Raw genomic sequence first — 19598 nt, 5'->3', positions numbered from 1 at the left:
AGAGAGCAGAGGCGAGAAAGAAGCGGAAAACAGCAAAAACGCTATTCGTTTCTGTTCCGATCCTGCACTTTCCTCCTCGCCGGCGGGAGCATGCTCTTCACGTACTGGACCTGCACCTCTTCCTCGCCCCCGGCGGAAGCATGCTCTACGCGTACTGGACCTGCACTTCCTCCTCGCCCTCGGCGGAAGCATGCTCTTCGCGTACTGGACCTGCGCTTTCCTCCTCGCCCCCGGCGGGAGCAGGCGTGTGCCCGCGGAGCGGGCGGAGACGGAGTGAAGAAGCGAAGCGGTCGCCTTTGTTTTCGGATTCCACCCTTGCAAGCTCTTCGATGAAGGAATCCGAAAACAACACGCGATCGTAACCCGACTCCGCACGCGCAGCCCCCGCACACGCCCCGTCTCTCGCCGCAAATTTTAATCATTTTGTGACCAAGATCACTTTTTTTCACAATTCCGACCTCTTTTTGTGATAAACGTCACTAAATCGCTGTGAGATTTCTGACAAACTAATTGCAGATTTCGTTCACGCTCGTGAGCTATATCACTACTCACTACCTAAAGCAAAGAGAGGAAGGGATCACATGGATGTGCTCGATCTTGCGCGGCTTCAATATGCGCTGACGACGATTTACCACTTCTTTTTCGTTCCGGTATCGATCGGTCTGGTGCTGTTCGTCGCGATCATGGAGACCATGTATGTCGTCAAGAAAGATGAAAACTACAAGAAAATGGCCAAGTTCTGGGGGAAGCTGTTCCTGATTAACTTCGCGGTCGGGGTCGTAACGGGGATTCTGCAAGAATTCCAGTTCGGCATGAACTGGTCCGACTATTCGCGCTTCGTCGGAGACGTGTTCGGCGCGCCGCTGGCGATCGAAGCGCTGTTCGCGTTCTTCTTGGAATCGACGTTTATCGGCCTCTGGATCTTCGGTTGGGACAAGCTGTCCAAGAAAGTCCATCTGGCCTGCATCTGGCTGGTCGTGATCGGCACCACGCTGTCGGCGTTCTGGATTCTGACGGCCAACTCGTTCATGCAGCAGCCGGTCGGCTTCAGCGTGCAGAACGGCCGCGCGGAGATGAACGATTTCTTTGCGCTCATCACCAATCCGCAGTTGATCTACGAGTTCCCGCATACGGTGTTCGGCGCTTACTTGACCGGCGCGTTCGTGGTCGCCGGAATCTGCGCGATCAAGATGCTGGGCAAAAAAGAAGCGCATTTGTTCAAAACTTCGTTCGGCATCGCGATCGTGATCGGCCTGATCTCCTCGCTCGGCGTGGCGTTCAGCGGCCACTCGCAGGCGCAGCACCTCGTTCAGACGCAGCCGATGAAGATGGCGGCGGCCGAAGGGATCTGGGAGACCACGGCGGACAAAGCGCCGTGGGCGCTGATCTCCGGCATCGACGTGAACGGCCAAAGCAATTCGTTCGAGCTGAACCTGCCGATTCCGGGCCTGCTCAGCTACCTGTCTTACGGCGAGTTCAACGGAGCCGTGACCGGCATGAAAGAATTGAACGCGCAATACAATCAGCAGTACGGCCAAGGCGATTACATTCCTCCGGTCAAAACGACCTTCTGGAGCTTCCGTTTCATGGTGGCGAGCGGCGGTCTGCTGATCCTGTTCTCGTTGTACGGCACATATCTGGCGCTTCGCCGCAGACTGGACAAAGCGCCGAGATGGTATTGGCACTGCATGAAATGGGCGATCGCGCTGCCGTTTATCGCGAATACGTCAGGGTGGATCATGACCGAAGTCGGACGCCAACCGTGGACCGTCTTCGGACTGATGACGACCGCCGACAGCGTGTCGCCCAACGTCTCGTCCGGTTCGGTGCTGTTCTCGATCATTACGTTCTCGGCCGTCTATACGCTGCTCGGCGGCGTGATGGTCTACCTGTTCGTCAAAGAAATCAAAAAAGGTCCGAGCGGAGAAAAAGAAGGGCTGGAACAGCCGCATGATCCGTTCGAGAAGGAGGTAGCTCATGTCTCTTAGCGAACTCTGGTTTATCTTGGTGGCTGTGCTGTTCATCGGATTCTTTTTCTTGGAAGGCTTCGATTTCGGCGTAGGCATGGCGACCCGCCTGCTGGCGAAAAACGATACGGAAAAACGGATGCTGATCAACTCGATCGGCCCGTTCTGGGACGGCAACGAAGTCTGGCTGCTGACGGCGGGCGGCGCGATGTTCGCGGCGTTCCCGAACTGGTACGCGACGCTGTTCAGCGGGTTCTATATTCCGCTCGTCGTGCTGCTGCTGGCGCTGATCGCCCGCGGCGTGGCGTTCGAATTCCGCGGCAAAGTCGGCAATGCCAACTGGCGCAAAGCTTGGGATATCTCGATCTTCCTCGGCAGCTTCCTGCCGCCGTTCCTGCTCGGCGTGGTCTTCGCGACACTGATGAAAGGGATGCCGATCGACGGCGACATGCAGATGCATGCCGGATTCTTCGATGTCGTGAATCCTTATTCCGTCGTGGCCGGCCTGTCGGTCGTCTGCTTGTGCGTCGTGCACGGCTTGATGTTCGCTTCGCTGCGTACCGAAGGCGACCTGCGTCTGCGGGCCCGCGAAATGGCGCGCAAATGGTTGATTCCGCTGGCCGCGCTGCTGGTGATCCTTGCGGTGCTGACGTTCGTTTCCACGGATGCTTTCCAGACTCGGGGCGCGATTCTCGCGATCATGGCCGTCGTCGGGGCCGCCGCGTTCGTATCGGCCGGCTACTTCATGAAGCAGGGCCGCGAAGGTTGGGCGTTCGGCATGACCGGAACGGTGATCGCGCTGGCGGTCGCGGCGGTATTCGTCGCTTTGTTCCCTCGCGTGATGGTCAGCTCGCTCGGTTCCGCGTTCGACCTGACGGTCTACAACGCCGCTTCCGGCAATTATTCGCTCAAAGTCATGACGATCGTGGCGCTGTCGCTGCTGCCGTTCGTTCTCGGTTACCAGATCTGGAGCTACTTCGTCTTCCACAAGCGGATTCACGAGAAGACGCACTTGGAGTACTGATATGGGACGGGGCCTCGGAAAGCTGAACGGCATCAAGCCGGTCATGGCTGTGCTTGCGCTCTGCGCGATCGTGCAGAGCGCGGCGATCATCCTACAGGCGGTATGGCTGGCGCAGGCGATCTCCGGATTGTTCGCGGGCGAATCGCTTCAGAGCCAGATCGGACGGCTGATCGGCTTTCTGGCGGCCCTGCTTCTGCGTCAAGGCATGACGTTCGTTCAATCCAAGATCGCTTACCGGTTCGCGGAACGAACGGGAGAGAATCTGCGGCGGCAGATGATGGACAAGCTGTTCGAGCTGGGTCCGCGTGCCGCCGGTCGGCTCGGCACCGGCAATCTGGTGACGCTGACGCGAGAAGGCGTAAGCAAGTATCGGACGTTTCTTGAACTGTTCCTCCCGCGGTTGACGACGAACGTGTTCACGCCGCTGTTCGTCGGCATCTATGTATTGACGTTGGATTGGATCTCGGCGCTGCTGCTCGGCTTCGTGTTCCCGATCCTGATCGTCTTCATGATTCTGCTCGGCATGGCCGCGCAGAAACAAATGGACAAGCAGTGGGCGACGTACCGCGTGCTGTCCAACCACTTCGTCGATTCGCTGCGCGGGCTGGAAACGCTGAAGTTTCTCGGGCGAAGCCGCGATCATGCGCGGTCGATCGAGCGCACCAGCGAACGGTATCGGATCGCGACCATCCGCAGTATGCGGGTAGCTTTTCTGTCTTCGTTCGCGCTGGACTTCTTCACGATGCTGTCGGTCGCCTGCGTGGCGGTGAGCCTCGGGCTGCGGCTCGTTAACGGAACGTTCATGCTCGAAGGCGCGCTGACCATCCTGATTCTGGCTCCGGAATTTTTCGTCCCGATCCGTTCGCTCGGCGCGGATTACCATGCGACGATGGACGGCAAAGAAGCCGGCGAACAGATCCAGGCGATCATCGATACCCCGTCTCCGTTCGCGGAAGACGAGCGGCCGGCCGAGGCGGAAGAAGCCGGAAACGCTGCGGCTCGCGGCGGAAGCGATCGCGCCGGCCGAGAAGCCTCGGCGTCTTCCCGGATTTCGGCATCGTCCGCGACCGGGCAAGCTTCCGGCTCGGCGGAAGTCTTCCCGGAGATCGAACTGTCCGGCGCAGCCGTGCGTCACGAAGCGGAAGGCCAAGCTTCGCTTGAACCTATCAACCTTAAGCTGAGCGGTCCGCTAAAAGTAGGAATCGTCGGTCTCAGCGGCGCGGGCAAGTCGACGCTGGTCGACGTGCTCGGCGGATTCCTGCCGCCGAGCGAAGGTTCCGCTTCCTTCCGTCTCGCCGGGGAGCGCCGTCCGCTTGCGGGCCGTGCTTGGCGGGAGCGGATCACTTATATTCCGCAGCAACCTTATCTGTTCAGCGGCACGCTGGCGGACAACGTCGCCTTCTACCGGCCCGATGCTAGCCGGGAGGAGGTTCTGCGGGCGGCCGAAGACGCCGGGCTTCGCGGACTGCTGGCCAAGCTGCCGCTCGGCCTCGACGAGCCGGTCGGCGCGGGCGGACGTCCGCTCAGCGGCGGGCAGGAGCAGCGCGTGGCGCTGGCCCGCGCGCTGCTCGGACAGCGGCAGATCATGCTGCTGGACGAGCCGACCGCCCATCTGGACATCGAAACGGAATACGAACTGAAGGCTACGATGCTGAAGCTGTTCGAAGACCGATTGGTGATTCTGGCCACGCATCGCCTGCATTGGATGGCCGACATGGATCGGATCGTCGTCATGGACGGCGGCCGCGTGGTTGAGCAAGGCACGCACGAAGAACTGCTGGCGAGAGGCGGCGCGTATGCCGCGCTGCTGGCGGCCGAATGGGAGGGAACGGCATGAGCACGGTCAATCAGGCAAACGAACCGAGCAGACGTACGGCAGGCGAAGAGTCTGCGATAACCTCTGTTCGGGCTTCCGGAAGCGCAGCCGTTCCGGTCCGGATCGCCTCTTCGAAACAGTCGGCGAATAGCGCGAACGCCGGATTGTCCGGCAGCTCCCGCCCCCCGAAACCGGAAGGCTGGATCGCGCCTTATCTGCGCGCTCATGCTCTGCGTTTCGCGGCGATTATCGCGCTCGGCGCGCTGACCGTGCTGGCGGCCGGAATGCTGACGTTCACTTCGGGCTTCCTGATCTCCAAGTCGGCGCTGCGGCCCGAGAACATCCTTATGGTCTACGTGCCGATCGTCGGCGTGCGTACTTTCGGCATCGCCCGTTCGGTGCTGCGTTACGTCGAACGCTTAAGCGCGCACGACGCGGTGCTGCGCGTGCTGTCGAAGATGCGCGTGCGGCTCTACGGCCGCTTGGAACCGCAGGCGCTGCAATTGCGTTCGCGCTACCGCACGGGCGATCTGCTCGGTTTGATGTCCGACGACGTGGAGAAACTGCAGGACGTGTACGTTCGCAGCATCTTTCCCGGCGTGACGGCGCTGCTCGCTTACGCCGTGGTCGTGCTGGCGCTGGGCTGGTTCGATTGGGCCTTCGCGCTGCTGACGGCGCTGTATCTGCTGGTGCTGGTCGCCGTCGTGCCGTTCGTTTCGCTGCGGATCACCCGGCGCAATCAGATCGGATTGAAACGCGCTCAATCGGCGTTGTACGCGAGATTGACCGATGCCGTTCTGGGACTCGGCGACTGGACGATCAGCGGGCGAGGCAGAGAGTTCGCCGCCGCTTACGAACAAGGGGAACGCGAAGCGGGCGTCTACGAACGCCGGTTGAGCGCTTGGACGCGGCGCCGCGCGCTCATCACGCAGATGTCGGTCGGTCTTCTGGTCTTGATCGTCGCCGTCTGGGCGGCCGGACAATTGGCGGACCGCAGTATTCCGGCGACGCTGCTGGCCGCGTTCGTCTTGGTGGTCGTTCCGCTGTCCGACGCGTTCACTCCGATGGCCGACGCCGTGAACCGGATTCCGTCGTATACGGAATCGTTGAACCGTCTGAACGCGCTGGATCAAGCAGAAGAAACGGAGGAATCTTCGATTCCCGCCGTTCCCGCCGAAGCGGCGGCGCGTATGGCGCGGGATGCCCATATCCGGATTCGGGGGATGGATTTTCGTTACCTAGGCAGCGGCGAACGCGCCGTTCGCGATCTCGATCTCGATATTCCGCAGGGCAAACGCATCGCGATCATCGGGCGCAGCGGTTCCGGCAAGTCTACGCTGCTCAAGTTGATTCAAGGCGTCTATGCGGCGTCGAGCGGCAGCCTGACGTTTAACGGTTTGTCCGCTCACCTGCTGGGCGGACAGATGCCGAAGATCGTCTCGGTGCTCAACCAGAGCCCGCATTTGTTCGATACCACGATTCAGAACAATATCCGGTTGGGACGAGAAGACGCTTCGGACGAAGAAGTTCGGGAAGCGGCTCGGCGCGCCCGGCTCGGCGAACTGATCGACAGCCTGCCTCAAGGCAGTGCCACGCCGATGCGCGAAGCCGGCGCGCGATTCTCCGGCGGCGAACGCCAGCGCGTCGCGCTCGCACGCGTGCTGCTTCAAGCTACGCCGGTGCTGCTGCTCGACGAACCGACGGTCGGACTCGATCCGCGGACCGAATCGGCGCTGCTGCGTACGCTGCTCGCCGAGACGGAAGGCAAGACTTTGATCTGGGCGACCCATCATCTGGTCGCGGCCGAACAGATGGACGAGATCCTGTTTATGGACGAAGGCCGAATCGTGCTGCGAGGTACCCATGCCGAGCTGATGGCGTCTTCGGAACGCTACCGGAATCTGTATCGGCTGGATCGTCCGTGGGATCGGGCCTTTGCGGCTTCGATGCCGGCTGCTTCGGAATCGCGGACGAACGCAGCCGCCGATCAAAAGGGCAGACAGCCCGTTCATAGCTGATCTTCGCATCTTCGCCGACGCGCGTTTATCCGGATTGCCGGATCGACGAACGCCGGGCGGAGATGCTTTTTTTGTATATCCGCGCTCGAAATGGTAACGTTATCACAAGGAAAAGGGTAGAAAAGAGAGTAGAGAATCGAAGGAGGCATACACGATGAAGGTACAAGTGATCTGCGGCGACCGCTGGCATCCGGCGGATACGGTCCGGCAGGGATTGGAACCGCTGGCGGGCGGCGAATTCGAATTTGTCGTCACCGAACACGTCGAGAAGTTCGATCCGGAGGAACTTGGAAGATATCCGATCGTGCTGGTCGCGCGCGCGAACAGTCAATCCGAAGAGGAAAAACGGTTCTGGATGAGCGAACAGGTCCAGCAGGCGTTCGAGCATTACGTCGAGCGGGGCGGTTCGCTGCTGGCGGTTCATGCGGGAACGGCCGGATACAAAGAAGACGAGTTGTTCCGGCGGCTGGCCGGAGGCGCGTTCACGCATCATCCCGAAGCGTGCCGAGTCGAGATTCACCCGGACAAACAGCATCCGATCGCCGCGGGCGTCGAAGAATTCGCCGTGCACGACGAACATTATTTTATGGAATGGGAAGATCCGATCGCCGATCTGATCATGACGACCGTGTCGGAGCACGGAACGCAGCCGGGCGGCTGGACGCGTACGTACGGCCGCGGCCGCGTCTGCGTGCTGACGCCGGGACACGAACTCGAAGTGTGGCAGCATCCGATGTTCCAGACTCTGCTGCGGAACGCTTTGGACTGGTGCGCCAGACGCGACCCGTCGGGCACGGAGATTCAGGTTTAGCGAGTTGACTGCATTGAATCTAAATTTTTCGACGGATACCGATGCCTCTGTGAAATCCTGACCCAACGTCAACATTTGCTGCGAGTCTGCATGCAGGGGCATGTCAAAGGAAAGCGAAGCGCGAAAAGGCGGTAAAAGATGCACGTCGGCAGGTTTGAAGACAAGCCCTAATCCCAATCCGGACGCAGGAAATATCGATCGCATCTTGACGATACGCCAAAAAGGACCGTACGCGCTTTCGCGCTGTACGGCCCTTTGGCGGTTGAGGGTGACGACTCTGTAAGAAACGATGCCGAGCAAGTATCGAAGGTTGTTAAACCAACCGGCTCTCGGCCGGAACCACTTTAATCCAATTCGATCTTGAACACGACCGGAACGGCGCCGGATACGGACGACGTTCGAATAACCAGCGCTTCTTCCGTGCGTTCCCACTCGGGAGTTTCGTCGAAACCGAGCACGCTGATGCTGCGGATCAAGCCCGAGAAATGCACGGATTCTTTTTTGAGCGACGTGACGGACACTTCGCCGTTTTCGGGATAGACGAGCACCGTGGCGTACAGGTAAGCGCCTTTGACGGTAAAACGAATGTCTTCGGACGTATACGGTTTGGTTTCTCCGTCTTGGAACTGTCCTTCGATGACTTTGGTCGGCCCTTCGCCCGAAGTCCGCCAGTAACTCGTCTCGTAGATCGCTTCGCCGTTCACCCGCAGCCAATCGCCGATTTCCGTCAGAATCCGCCGGTCTTCCTCCGGAATGCTGCCGTCGGCTTTGGGTCCGATATTGAGCAGGAGATTGCCGTTTTTGCTGACGATGTCCACGAGGTCGCGGATAATCTCGACGGACGATTTATAATCGTTGTTTTCGGTATAACACCAAGAGTTTTTGGCGACGGCCGTATCGGTCTGCCAATAGTACGGTTTGAGTTCGGCGAATTGTCCGCGTTCCACGTCGGGCACCGCCGTGCCGAACATATAGGCGTCATGCTTGTAATTGATCGCGACCGGCGTGCCCCATTCTTCGCCTTTGTTGTAGTAATACGCCGCGAAGGCGCGCAGATAAGGCTTGAACACCGCGTTCTGAATCCACCAATCGAAATAGACGATTCGCGGTTGATACCGATCGACGATCTCGCAGGTGCGGAGCAGCCAGTCTTCCAGATACTCTTCGCTCGGAGGAGAACCGAACAGATCGTGATGGTCCGGTTCCGGTTGGGCCGGCCAGTAGAAATCGCCGAGCTTGAGCGGTTCATGGATATCGGACTCGAACTCTTTGCCGTGCGACATGAAGAACCAATGTTCCGCCCGGTGAGACGAAGCGCACAGCACCAGATCCCGTTCTTCGAACGCCTGCTTCATCTCGCCGAGCAGATCGCGACGCGGTCCCATCTCGTAAGCATTGTAAGCGGACAGTTCGCTGCGGTACATCTGGAAGCCGTCGTGATGTTCCGCGACCGGCATGACGTATTTCGCGCCGGACTGCCGGAACAACTCGGCCCATTCCGTGGCGTCGAACCGTTCGGCGGTGAACATCGGAATAAAGTCTTTGTAGCCGAATTCCGTATGTTTGCCGTACGTTTGCAGATGGTGTTCGTACGCTTTCTCGCCTTGGATGTACATGTTGCGCGAATACCATTCGCTATCGTAAGCGGGCACGGAATAGAGGCCCCAGTGAATGAAGATGCCGAACTTGGCTTGTTTATACCATTGCGGGACTTCGAATTGACTGAGCGAATCCCAGCTTTCTTTGAAACGGCCTGCGGCGATCGTGTCTTTGATCTGTTGCAAATAGGCGTGTCGGTCCATCGTTCGAATGCAGCCTCCTTGTTTTTCCGTCGAGGAATGTTGGATGATTGATTATCAGTATACGGGGAGCCGACGCGCGTTAGAATGTAGATTAATAGCGGCATCCTGTACAAAAATAGCAAGGAGCAAGGAGGGCGTGAGATGGACCGTCGCGCATTGTTATCGAATTATCTGTCCAACCTCGAAGTCGAGCTGATCACGGCCCATCATAACGTATGCGCGCCGGATTGGAGCGATATCGATTATACGCCCGATTACAGCAAATTTTATTTCATCTGCGAAGGCGAAGGCTGGCTGAAGATCGGGGACCGCGAATATTATCCGCTGCCGGGGGAACTGTTCCTGATGCCGGAAGGCGTCAATCAATCGTATTCCGTAATCAGCGATCGGCCGTTCGAGAAATATTGGTGCCATTTCACGGCGCATGTCGGCGGCATCAATCTGTTCAAACTGCTGGATCTGAATCCCCGCTGCATGCCGGCTCAGCCCGATCGGCTGGCGAAGATCTTCGCGGAACTCGCGGAGTACGCCAATTCCGACGCGGTCTGCGCCAAGCTGCTCGCCAAAAGCAAACTCATGGAATTGATCGCCTGCTATATCGATAGCCTGAACGTGGAAGCCGAGAAAGTTTTGTTCAAAAACGCTTCCCCGATCGACAAGCTGACCGAGGTGCTGGGTTATATCGACGAGCATCTCGCGCGCAACGTCACGGTCGAAGAATTGGCCGATATCGCGTATATGCATCCGAACTCGTTTATCCGCATGTTCAAGCAGTATGCGGGGATGCCGCCGATCCAATACGCGACGCACAAAAAAATCGAAAAAGCCAAAAGATTGCTGGCCACGACGACGTCTTCCGTTGCGGAAGTGGCGCAGCAGTTGGGCTTTAACGATACGTTCTATTTCTCCAAACAGTTCAAAAAACACGCGGGATCCACGCCGACCGATTACCGGAGGCAGGCAAGCGGCGACAAACAAAAAAGAGAAGAATCCGTCCGAACCGAGTCGAACGGTTCGGCGGAAGGTATAAATGCATAAGCGAAACGGTCGACATTCGCGGAACGAACCCGAAGCGAAGGAGGAACATACCGTGGATAGAGTGGCATGGATTCTGAATCTGCGCGAACCGTTCGGCGCGGCGTTGGGACGCGAATTGGTCTCCCGGGGCTGGAACGTGATCGGAGGCGATCCGGAGGCATCGGACCCCGGCGCGAGCGCTCGAACCGAAGATACGACGGACGCCCCGGATCGCGGTCGGGCGGAAGACGGCGGCAAACGTTCGCTGTCGGATTGGCTGCGCCAAGATCAAGCCTCGAACGAAGCCGGGGCGGCCTGCGACAATCGTCCGGCCGCTTACGGCGAAATCGAAGGAAGCGGCGGAGAAACGGACGGACCGAAGATCGGAGAAAATTCTCAAGTTCCGACAGGCACGGGAACTTCGGGTTTGAACGATTTCGAAGGTTCGGTCGCTTTCGGACCGGAGACGAACGAACGGCGGACGGACGAGGATTCGGCAGCCGCCGATATCTTCGCGGGCGAAGCCGGACAAGGCCGCGCGGGGAACGAACGCGCGGCGGATACGGCCGCCGCAGAAGCGGGCGCGCCTCTCGGCGCGGGAGCTTTCGCGGAGGAAGCTGGCGGTCCGGGATCTGACGGACCGCGTAGCGATGGAGCAAGCGGCGGCCCGGCATCTGCCGCCGCTCCGCTGCCGGGTCACGGCCGGCTGCGCGCGGTGCCGCTGGACGCTTCGCGGCCGGGCGCGCTGGAGCAAGCGGCGCGTCTGACGGCCGAGCTGGCGGGCCGCATCGATCTGCTGGTGTTGAATGCGGGCGAGCCCGGGCCCGCTCGGGGAGAAGCTTTGCCGGCGGCTGCGGCCGAATCCGCGCCGCGCGATCATGCGCCGGGGCGGCTCGGCGGGACCCAGTCCGCCGCGCTTGAAGGCGCTCCGGCGAGCGGTTCCGCCGGCGCGAACCCGGCGGAGCCGTGGTCTTCGCCTTTCGACGGGGCGGATACGACCGAAGGACGTCTGCGCGATTACGCGACGTACGCGCTGACGCCGCTGCAAGCGGCGGAACGTCTGCTGCCGCTCATGGAAGCGGCAGGCGGGCTCAAACGCATCTGCTTCGTGTCGTCGCACGAAGGCAGCGTCTCCGCGGGCGACGCGTCCGCGCCGATCGGGCGCGCGATGGCGCGGACGGCGCTGCATATGCAGGCGAAGCTGCTATTCAACGACCTGCGCCGGGAAGGCTACACGTTCCGGCTGTACGACCCGGGCCTTTCGCCGCTGCGTTCGGCGGCTCCGATCGGCCGCGAAGCGGGCGGAAGCGCGGCGGCCGCCGGCGACGCGATGGCTTCGCTGCCGAGCTTGACGGCGGAATCGGCGCGTTTTGCCGCCGGATTCTTCGCGAATCCGCATGCCGACGAAGGACGGCTGGTGCTGACCGGAAGCCGAGGCGAAGAATGGCCGTTCTGAACGCAAGCCTCTGATTAAGAGTCGAAAGGATATAAGGAGGTCGATTCCCGATGAACGAATCTTCTACTCATACCGGCGGCAATGCCGTCGTGACCGGCGCGGATCGCGGGCTGGGCCTAGCGCTTGCCGAAGGGCTGGTGGCGCGCGGCTGGCGCGTGTTCGCCGGCAGCTATCTGCCGGACTGGCCGCAGCTTCAAGAACTGCAAGCCCGCTATCCGGATCTGCTGGTGATCCTGCCGCTCGACGTGTCGAGCGACTCTTCCGTGCTGGCGGCCGCGGCTGCCGTGGAAGAACGCACTCGCAGCCTCGATCTGCTGATCAATAACGCGGGCGTGATCACGGAGCGCAGCGAAGATTCGATCCGCATCCCGCAGGATTACGACGAGATGATGCGCCTGTATCAGGTCAACGCGCTCGGTCCGATTCGCATGAGCGAAGCGTTTCTGCCGCTGCTGGAACGCGGCGAACTCAAACGGCTGTGCTACGTCTCTTCCGAAGCGGGCAGCATCGGCAAAGCGGAACGCACCGCGTGGTTCGGCTACTGCATGTCCAAAGCGGCTTTGAACCGCGGCGTCCGCATGCTGTTCGACCGCCTGCGGCCGGAAGGCTATACGTTCCGGCTGTATCATCCGGGTTGGCTGCGGACGTACATGTCCGGCACCCGCAACGAGGAAGCCGAACTGGAACCGGCGGAATCGGCGGCGTCCGCGCTGGAGTATTTTCTCGGCAGCGCGCTGCCGTGGGACGACAAACCTCATGCGATCGACGAAGACCGGCTGGTTATGCGCGACTACCAAGGCCGGGAATGGCCTTGGTAGCGCACGTATCCTCTCTCGATAGACCGACTTTCCGACGACCGACGAACCGAAAGCGTGCTTGCGCCGGAAAAGACGTTCAGACATGAACGCGCTTTTCCGGCGTTAAGCCCGCTTTCTTTGCGCTGCGCGCTTTTAACCCGGAATCTGATAGTATGGAAGCATAGAGCTTGAGAGGAGAATGACGTGTGGCGGAGGGGAGCAGGCGCTGGAGATAACGGCAGTTATCAAATACTGACGAAACGTCAACATTTCGAGCCTGAAAAACGCATATTCGCGCAATTGTTGACGAAACGTCAGCATTTTCAACGTTTTTCCTATAATTCCGGCCTATAACGCATAAATTGCTGGCGAAACGTCAACATTCCTTCTCATATCCTTTAAAAAGAGAGAAAATGTTGACGTAACGTCAACATTTCCTGCGAGTCTGCCAGCCGGTGCGAATTTTTAGCGGGCGAAGATGAGTTCGAGTTCGAAACATGATCTGACGCGCTCCGCGTACTTTCATAAATTCCCGAATACGAGAAAGGAGCCATCACATGGATCGGTTACCCGGCCGAGGCGAATACGTATCCGGCGGCCTGAGCTGCTTAGCCGGCGGTCACAAACCGGCGAATCTGCATCAATGGGGACCCGGCGTGCGCGACGTGTACGCCCTGCATTACATCGTCGAAGGCTTCGGCACGTTCGAGACGGGCGGAGCGGCGTACCGGCTCGGTCCGGGCGACAGCTTTGTGATTTTTCCCGGATGCGAAGTGTATTACTATCCGGATCTGCTCGATCCGTGGGAATACGTCTGGAACGAGTTCGCGGGCGAGGAGGCGAGGCGGCTGCTTGCGCTGGCGGCGTTCGAACCGGAGCATCCCGTGGCCGTCGCGACACTGGCGGCTCCGGATCTGGGCAGTTTGTTCCATACTTCGTGGAGTCCCGGCGTCAAGCCGTTCGAGCGTCTGCGTACGGATGCGGGACTCCGGCTGCTGCTGTCGCATTACGCGGAGCGGTACGCTCGGCACGAAGAAGAGGCGACCGATTATGTTCGGGTCGCCAAGACGTACGTGGAGCGGAATTATTGGAACTCTTCGCTGACGGTTCAGGAGATCGCGGGAGCCGCCAAGATCGAACGCAGCTATTTGTTTCGGCTGTTTAAAGAAGCGACCGGCCGCTCGGTGTCCGCTTATATCGCCGGCGTTCGGATCGAACGCGCCTGCGAACTGCTGCGCGGCGGCGATTTGTCGGTCCAGTCGGTCGCGTATTCGGTCGGTTACGGCGATCCGCTGCATTTTTCCAAAACGTTCAAAAAAGCCGTTTCCGTATCGCCGACCGCTTACCGGGCGCTGCACGCGAGTCCGCATTAACGGAACAGCACGCAGCGGCCCGACTGCCGGTAGTACGCGATCAGTTTCTCCAGCGTATCCCTTTCGCAGTTCAGTCTGCGGCCGAGACAGTCGAGGCAGACGAAGCGGCGGTCCATCCGGGAGATCAGCTTCATATAGAGCGCGATATCGTCGGATTCCAGCGGGACGCCGCAGGTCAAGCAGAAACGGTCGCTAGCCACGTCAGCGCACCAGCTTGGCCCGAACTATATGGCAGTCGTGCGCGCCGACGGTCGGCGCGTAACGCTCGCGGAACACGCCCAGCTCCCGATGCTCCCAGCAGTCGTACATCGACAAAGAGAAGCCCGAAGCGTAAGGCAGACCCGTATCCCAGAACTGCAGCGAGATCTCGCGAGCGCTATCGCTCAGGTTGAAGAATCCGATCGCGAGATCGCCGTCCGTCAGCACTTTGACCAGCATGAACACGTCGTCGTCATGGAACCACTGCGGTTCCGGTTTGATCCGGTAAGCGCCCCGGCTTTCGAGATCCTGATTGATCGCGATCAGATCCGGGTTCAGTAGGATTTCCCGCGCGGCCGGCTGGTCTTTGCGAATATCGCAGCCGATCATCAGCGGCGAACCCATCAGGCTCCACAGCGAGAAATGCGTTTTGTATTCGATATCGCTGCATCCTCCGATGCTACCGATAAAGTCGCTGTTGCTGCCGCCGTACATGCCGACGACGAGCATATCCATATCGTTGTGGCAAAAAGAGCCGGTATAGCTTTGTTTGCCGAGCTGGGAAAGGGCCAACTTCTTGATCGATTCCCAGTTGTCGCGAATGTCTTCGGTCGAGCGGTACATATGCGCGCCCGATTCGCGAATCCATTCGTACACTCCGTCTTCGCCCCAGTTGCATGCCGAGAACAGAATCTCGCGGCCGCAGTTCTTGAGCGCCAAACTCATGCGTTTGTACAGCAGCTCTCCCGACATATGGCGCGGCTTGAAGCAGTAATCGTATTTGAGGAAATCGACGCCCCATTCCGCAAACAGCGCCGCATCCTGAAACTCGTGTTCGAAGCTGCCCGGATGTCCGGCGCAGGTGTGGGTGCCGACGCAGGAATACATGCCGAACTTCAGACCTTTCCCGTGGATATAATCCGCAAGCGCTCTCATTCCGCTCGGGAATTTCTCCGGATCGACGACCAGATTTCCTTGTTCGTCGCGATCCCGAAGGCTCCAACAGTCGTCGATGACGATGTATTCGTACCCCGCGTCCCGATAACCGTCGGAAACGAAGCGGTCGGCCGCGTCCCGAATCAATTGTTCGTTGATGTCCCACGTAAACGTATTCCACGAATTCCAGCCCATCGCGGGCTTCAGGCCGAGCGGCGCGTTAAAGCTCATATCGGTCATCCTCTCCGGTTGTTTCGAATATCTTTCCACCGAGATTAAACCATGAATAGCCGCCGTTCTTCTATGGAGCCCGGTTGCTTTCGTATGGATTCATGTTGTTTATTTAGATAGACATAAACGCTTCGAAACGAATTTCGTTACTGAGACTTTGGGGCTTTTTTGAATCGGAAAAATTGGAACCTTATCTCTATTTTGGATATGTATATCTTATGTTATCGTACAAGTTGGCTAACGAAAAATACGATCGAAGATGAATCCAGATCTTTTTGTCCGTCATCGCATCGTCATCTATTTCTCGATCGGAAAAGGAGAGCATTTCATGAAATACTACCGACTCGGAATCGGCGTGATGCTGTTCGCGATCATTTTTCACTTTTGTTCCTTAGGCATGGAAGGCGTCACTTTGTTCATGGGGACGATCGGCCTGCTGCTCGTCATCGCGCATCTATTCGCCAAACCCGAATAAAACCGAAAAATACCGCCGGCCCCCCTGATTAGGTTACAGGAAAGGTCCGGCGGTATTTATTTGATCGATAACCGAATAACGACAGCTAAAAAGTTCGGTCTTACCAGATGCTTACCCGATCTTCCGGCGCGACGAACATCGCGTCTTTGTCGGTGACGCCGTACGCTTCGTAGAACTGCGGGAAGTTGCCGATCGTACGGTTGACGCGGACTTTGTTCGCCGAGTGGGTGTCGATCGTCGAGTAGTAAGCGGCGACTTCGCGGTTCATGGTCATGCGCCAGATCGTGGCATAGCCTTCGAAATAAGCTTTGTAGTCCGCGTTCGGCGTCTGCGACAGCACTTGAAGCGACGCGGCCATGCCTCCGAGGTCGGCGACGTTCTCGCTGACGGTCAGCTTGCCGTTATTCTGCACGCCCGGCATGATCTCCACGCCGTCGTAATATTCGACCACGCGCTGAAGTTTCTCTTGGAACTTCTTGTAGTCTTCTGCCGTCCACCAATCCGCGGCGTTGCCGTTCTCGTCGTAAGACGCGCCCATATTGTCGAAAGCGTGACTGATCTCGTGGGCGATAACCATGCCGATCGCGCCCATGTTCGTTTCGTGTTTCGCTTCGATATCGTAGAACGGCGCTTGCAGAATCCCGGCCGGGAATACGATCTCGTTATTCAAAGGGCTGTAATAAGCGTTTACGGTATAGACGCTGAGCCCCCAAGCTTCTTTGTCGACCGGTTGTCCGAGCGAAGCGATCATTTTGTCTCTGGCCGCTTTGTTGATCGCGACGAAGTTGTCGAGAAGCGAGCCGCCGTTTTTGACCGAAACGATCTGCACGTCTTTCAGGCTGTCGTCCCATTTGTCCGGATAACCGACTTTGACCTTCATGGTATCCAGCTTTTTGATCGCTTTGGCTTTGGTCGTCTCGGACATCCAATCCAAGTTCTGAATCCGCTGTTTGTATACGCCTATAAACTGCTGCACCATTTTCTCGACGTCCTGCTTCGCTTCCGGGCTGAAGTAACGTTCCGTGAACATCCGGCCGAGGTCATCGCTCATCACGCTCTGCGTCAGAGCGACCGCTTTTTGCTGACGGGTCTTCTCGCCTTGAATGCCGTACATCTTTGCTTGGAAGTCCTGCGACAATTTCTCGAAGTCTTCGGACAATACGCCGCCGGTGCTGTTCAGCAGCATCACTTTGGCATACGTTTTCAGCGTATCGAGATTTTTGTCGGTCAGCAGTTCTGCGGATTTTTTGGCCAAGCCGACATCCGTCACGATGACTTTGTCCGCTTTGCCGAGTCCGACTTCTTGCAGCATCTTGTCCACGTCGACGGTAGGGAACAAAGCTTTGAACTGCGCGCGCGTATACGGATTATAATATTTGGCGACGTCGCCTTGATCCTGCGGGTCCATCGATGCCTCCGCAAGCTGTTTCTCGAACGCGAACATCGCGTCGGCTTGCTGCTGCGCGCTTTTCTCGTCGCTGCCGGCCAGTTTGAGCAGTCCCGCCAGATAGGCTTTGTAGGCTTCTTCGGTCTTGGCGTCTCCCGACATGTAGCTGTTTTTGTCCAGCGTCGTCGCGAGCGCGCCGAAATACAGCGCATTAACGCTGCTGTTCTTGGCGTCGCTCATAATGCCGAACGACATCAGCGAACCGACGGCCAACTTGTCTTCGGTCTTCATCGTCGCGTCGAACAACTGCTGAACGGTGGTCGCTTCGTCGATCGCTTTGAGGTAAGGTTTGATCGGTTCGATGCCCTGCTTGTTGCGGTGTTCGATATCGAGCGCGTTGCCGTAGAAGTCCGCGATCTTCTGCTCGACGGAACCGCTCGTTTGCGGAGCGGCAGCGATCTGGTCGATCATGGCGCTGATCCGTTTGTCGTTGCCGACGGTCAGCTCGTTGAACACGCCGTTGCTCATTTCGCCCGCGTCGATCGTGGACTTGTTCAACCAATCTTTGTTTATGTATTCGTAGTAGTCGTCGCGCGGGTTGGTGCCTTCCAGCGCCATCGCACGGTGAGCGAACGTCTGAAGCTGCTCCAGCGTGACCGGATCGGAAGAACCCAGTTTGCCTTCGGTCGTGCCGTTGACGATGCCTGCTTTGGCGAGTCTGGCCAGTTCCGTCTGCGCCCAGTTCGGAACGTCGCTGAACGTCGCCGGCGTGCCGACCTGGCGCAGATCGTTGCCGACCGGCGTCGGCAGGTTCGGGAACGCGCGGCCGAGCATGATCAGCGCTTCGATGAGAGAGACCGGACGGCTTTCGGCGGTGTTGCCTTTGGCGTCGCCTTTGAGAATATCGGTCTTGGCCACGTTCGGCGCGTAATCGTCGGTAATGCTCAGCAGATAATCGACGACCTGAGCGCGGGTGAGCGTGGCTTCTTCGGCCTGCGTCAAGCCTGCCGGAAGCGCCGACAGGAGCAGGGATGAAGCAAGAAGCAGTTTTGTCGCTTTTTTCACTTGGAGATCCTCCTCGAAAAATAAAATAAATCGGGCATCGACCGAAACCGAGATCGTCAGAGCGCAATAAGCCCGCTGCCTTGCTAATACGCAAACAGGAAATAAAAGGTTTCGCCGAAAAAGGCACATAACCGAAATTCGAACGCAAAAACCGCTTCCCGGCATCGGCGCCGAAAAGCGGTTATCAGAAAAAAACGTTCATTTTAGAAGCGAGCCGTCCGATTCGTTATTCCCACGACGTGATCGTGGTCAATTTTCCGTCGATCGTATAAGGACCGAAGCCGGCAGGGAGGATGAAATGGTCGCCTTTGCGCAGCGGGTATTCGCCGTCGCCGCCTTGAAGCGTGCCTTCGCCGTCCAAGATGCTGACGATCGTATACCGTTCGCGCGCGTCGAAACGGGCTTCGCCGTCGACTTCCCATTTCTGCACGGTGAAGAACTCGTTCGAGACGAATTTGGTGATCGTAATGCCGTCCAGCCGATCCGTCTCGTAAGCGCCGCCGCTGTAAGACTGAGGAACGGTGGTTACTTCGATCGCTTTTTCCAGATGCAGCTCGCGGCCTTGGCCGTTCGCGTCTTTGCGATCGTAATCGTAGACGCGGTACGTGGTGTCGGAACTCTGCTGCGTCTCCAGCACGACGATGCCCGCGCCCAAAGCATGAATGGTCCCGCTCGGCACGTAGAAGAAATCGCCCGCTTTCACTTCGATCTTCGTCAGCAGCTCGTCCCATTGGCCGGCTTCGATCATCGAACGCAGTTCTTCGTGGGACTGCGCGTTATGGCCGTAGACGATGGAAGCGCCAGGCTCGGCGGCGACGATGTACCAGCATTCCGTTTTGCCCAGTTCGCCGTTCTCGAATTCGCGCGCGTAAGCGTCGTCCGGATGCACCTGCACCGACAGATCGTCCGAAGCGTCGAGAATCTTGGTCAGCAGCGGGAAAACGTCCGACTCCGAATCGCCGAACAACTCGGGATGCTCGTTCCACAGATCGCCCAGTTTGGTGCCCGCGTAAGGGCCGTTATGTACGACGCTTTGCCCGTTCTTATGTCCCGACACCGCCCAGCATTCGCCGGTCTTGTCGTTGGGAATTTCGTAGCCGAACAGCGTATTCAGTTTGGTGCCGCCCCAGATCCGTTCTTGGAAAACGGGGGTGAGGAAAAGAGGTTGGTTCATGTTCTCGCGCTCCTTTGGGTATTCGATTCTCTTGTCTGCAAGCCGGCCGGA

The 19598-nt window shown here is 58.6% G+C and carries 15 protein-coding genes; 10 read left to right on the top strand and 5 right to left on the bottom strand.

Annotated features, from left to right (window positions below; translation table 11 throughout):
- Positions 1-581 precede the first annotated feature (581 nt).
- The 5 genes from CDO73_RS11095 to CDO73_RS11075 all read left to right on the top strand — a co-directional run bounded on the left by CDO73_RS11095 (position 582) and on the right by CDO73_RS11075 (position 7636).
- A complete protein-coding gene (locus CDO73_RS11095; protein WP_088488602.1) occupies positions 582-1988 on the top strand; it encodes a cytochrome ubiquinol oxidase subunit I in 1407 nt (468 codons plus the stop codon).
- Positions 1978-2991: a cytochrome d ubiquinol oxidase subunit II gene (gene cydB / locus CDO73_RS11090; protein ID WP_088488601.1), complete on the top strand. Its 1014-nt coding sequence runs from the start codon at positions 1978-1980 to the stop codon at positions 2989-2991. Before CDO73_RS11095 ends, cydB begins: the two co-directional genes overlap by 11 nt.
- A 1-nt stretch (position 2992) precedes the next feature.
- Positions 2993-4828, top strand: coding sequence for a thiol reductant ABC exporter subunit CydD (gene cydD, locus CDO73_RS11085; RefSeq protein ID WP_088488600.1), 1836 nt, complete (start codon positions 2993-2995; stop codon positions 4826-4828).
- Positions 4825-6825 carry a thiol reductant ABC exporter subunit CydC gene (gene cydC / locus CDO73_RS11080; RefSeq protein WP_088488599.1) on the top strand — a complete coding sequence of 667 codons (2001 nt, stop codon included), beginning with the start codon at positions 4825-4827 and terminating at the stop codon, positions 6823-6825. The genes cydD and cydC overlap by 4 nt, the downstream gene beginning before the upstream one ends.
- Before the next feature lie 154 nt (positions 6826-6979).
- Positions 6980-7636, top strand: a complete 657-nt coding sequence (locus tag CDO73_RS11075; protein WP_088488598.1) for a ThuA domain-containing protein — start codon at positions 6980-6982, stop codon at positions 7634-7636.
- Positions 7637-7980: 344 nt separating this feature from the next.
- Here the strand turns inward: CDO73_RS11075 and CDO73_RS11070 are convergent, their stop codons facing one another.
- Positions 7981-9438 carry an alpha-L-fucosidase gene (locus CDO73_RS11070; protein ID WP_088488597.1) on the bottom strand — a complete coding sequence of 486 codons (1458 nt, stop codon included), beginning with the start codon at positions 9436-9438 and terminating at the stop codon, positions 7981-7983.
- A gap of 141 nt (positions 9439-9579) precedes the next feature.
- Between CDO73_RS11070 and CDO73_RS11065 the strand changes: the two genes are divergently transcribed.
- The 4 genes from CDO73_RS11065 (at position 9580) to CDO73_RS11050 (ending at position 14081) form a co-directional block, all read left to right on the top strand.
- Positions 9580-10476, top strand: a complete 897-nt coding sequence (locus tag CDO73_RS11065; RefSeq protein ID WP_088488596.1) for an AraC family transcriptional regulator — start codon at positions 9580-9582, stop codon at positions 10474-10476.
- A 52-nt stretch (positions 10477-10528) separates the two neighbouring features.
- On the top strand, positions 10529-11911 hold the full coding sequence (locus CDO73_RS11060; protein ID WP_143536120.1) for a Rossmann-fold NAD(P)-binding domain-containing protein: 1383 nt from the start codon (positions 10529-10531) through the stop codon (positions 11909-11911).
- A gap of 50 nt (positions 11912-11961) precedes the next feature.
- Positions 11962-12729, top strand: a complete 768-nt coding sequence (locus CDO73_RS11055; RefSeq protein WP_088488594.1) for an SDR family NAD(P)-dependent oxidoreductase — start codon at positions 11962-11964, stop codon at positions 12727-12729.
- Between the two features lie 536 nt (positions 12730-13265).
- A complete protein-coding gene (locus CDO73_RS11050) occupies positions 13266-14081 on the top strand; it encodes a helix-turn-helix domain-containing protein (RefSeq protein ID WP_088488593.1) in 816 nt (271 codons plus the stop codon).
- On the opposite strand, the gene CDO73_RS11045 is transcribed toward CDO73_RS11050, so the two are convergent.
- Together CDO73_RS11045 and CDO73_RS11040 are read right to left on the bottom strand one after the other, a co-directional pair.
- Positions 14078-14281 carry a hypothetical protein gene (locus CDO73_RS11045; RefSeq protein ID WP_088488592.1) on the bottom strand — a complete coding sequence of 68 codons (204 nt, stop codon included), beginning with the start codon at positions 14279-14281 and terminating at the stop codon, positions 14078-14080. The genes CDO73_RS11050 and CDO73_RS11045 overlap by 4 nt on opposite strands.
- 1 nt (position 14282) lies before the next feature.
- Positions 14283-15446 (bottom strand): glycoside hydrolase family 27 protein, encoded by a 1164-nt coding sequence (locus tag CDO73_RS11040; RefSeq protein WP_088488591.1) that lies wholly within the window; start codon positions 15444-15446, stop codon positions 14283-14285.
- A 328-nt stretch (positions 15447-15774) separates the two neighbouring features.
- Between CDO73_RS11040 and CDO73_RS26740 the strand changes: the two genes are divergently transcribed.
- Positions 15775-15921 (top strand): hypothetical protein, encoded by a 147-nt coding sequence (locus CDO73_RS26740; protein WP_179218669.1) that lies wholly within the window; start codon positions 15775-15777, stop codon positions 15919-15921.
- Between the two features lie 100 nt (positions 15922-16021).
- On the opposite strand, the gene CDO73_RS11035 is transcribed toward CDO73_RS26740, so the two are convergent.
- On the bottom strand, positions 16022-18373 hold the full coding sequence (locus tag CDO73_RS11035; protein ID WP_088488590.1) for a M13 family metallopeptidase: 2352 nt from the start codon (positions 18371-18373) through the stop codon (positions 16022-16024).
- 226 nt (positions 18374-18599) lie between these two features.
- Positions 18600-19547, bottom strand: a complete 948-nt coding sequence (gene manA / locus CDO73_RS11030; RefSeq protein WP_088488589.1) for a mannose-6-phosphate isomerase, class I — start codon at positions 19545-19547, stop codon at positions 18600-18602.
- Positions 19548-19598: the final 51 nt, after the last annotated feature.

It is taken from the genome of Saccharibacillus sp. O23 (assembly GCF_002205895.1).
Taxonomy (GTDB): domain Bacteria; phylum Bacillota; class Bacilli; order Paenibacillales; family Paenibacillaceae; genus Saccharibacillus.
The sequence above is the reverse complement of the archived record's forward strand: the minus strand, read 5'-3'. Positions and strand labels throughout refer to the sequence as shown.

Bases quoted from the DNA above. Each gene is read 5' to 3' on its own strand.
- manA (WP_088488589.1), bottom strand. From the start codon at position 19,547: ATGAACCAACCTCTTTTCCTCACCCCCGTTTTCCAAGAACGGATCTGG.
- CDO73_RS11055 (WP_088488594.1), top strand. From the start codon at position 11,962: ATGAACGAATCTTCTACTCATACCGGCGGCAATGCCGTCGTGACCGGC.
- CDO73_RS11095 (WP_088488602.1), top strand. From the start codon at position 582: ATGGATGTGCTCGATCTTGCGCGGCTTCAATATGCGCTGACGACGATT.
- cydC (WP_088488599.1), top strand. From the start codon at position 4,825: ATGAGCACGGTCAATCAGGCAAACGAACCGAGCAGACGTACGGCAGGC.
- CDO73_RS11075 (WP_088488598.1), top strand. From the start codon at position 6,980: ATGAAGGTACAAGTGATCTGCGGCGACCGCTGGCATCCGGCGGATACG.
- CDO73_RS26740 (WP_179218669.1), top strand. From the start codon at position 15,775: ATGAAATACTACCGACTCGGAATCGGCGTGATGCTGTTCGCGATCATT.
- cydB (WP_088488601.1), top strand. From the start codon at position 1,978: ATGTCTCTTAGCGAACTCTGGTTTATCTTGGTGGCTGTGCTGTTCATC.
- CDO73_RS11050 (WP_088488593.1), top strand. From the start codon at position 13,266: ATGGATCGGTTACCCGGCCGAGGCGAATACGTATCCGGCGGCCTGAGC.
- CDO73_RS11065 (WP_088488596.1), top strand. From the start codon at position 9,580: ATGGACCGTCGCGCATTGTTATCGAATTATCTGTCCAACCTCGAAGTC.
- cydD (WP_088488600.1), top strand. From the start codon at position 2,993: ATGGGACGGGGCCTCGGAAAGCTGAACGGCATCAAGCCGGTCATGGCT.
- CDO73_RS11040 (WP_088488591.1), bottom strand. From the start codon at position 15,446: ATGAGCTTTAACGCGCCGCTCGGCCTGAAGCCCGCGATGGGCTGGAAT.
- CDO73_RS11070 (WP_088488597.1), bottom strand. From the start codon at position 9,438: ATGGACCGACACGCCTATTTGCAACAGATCAAAGACACGATCGCCGCA.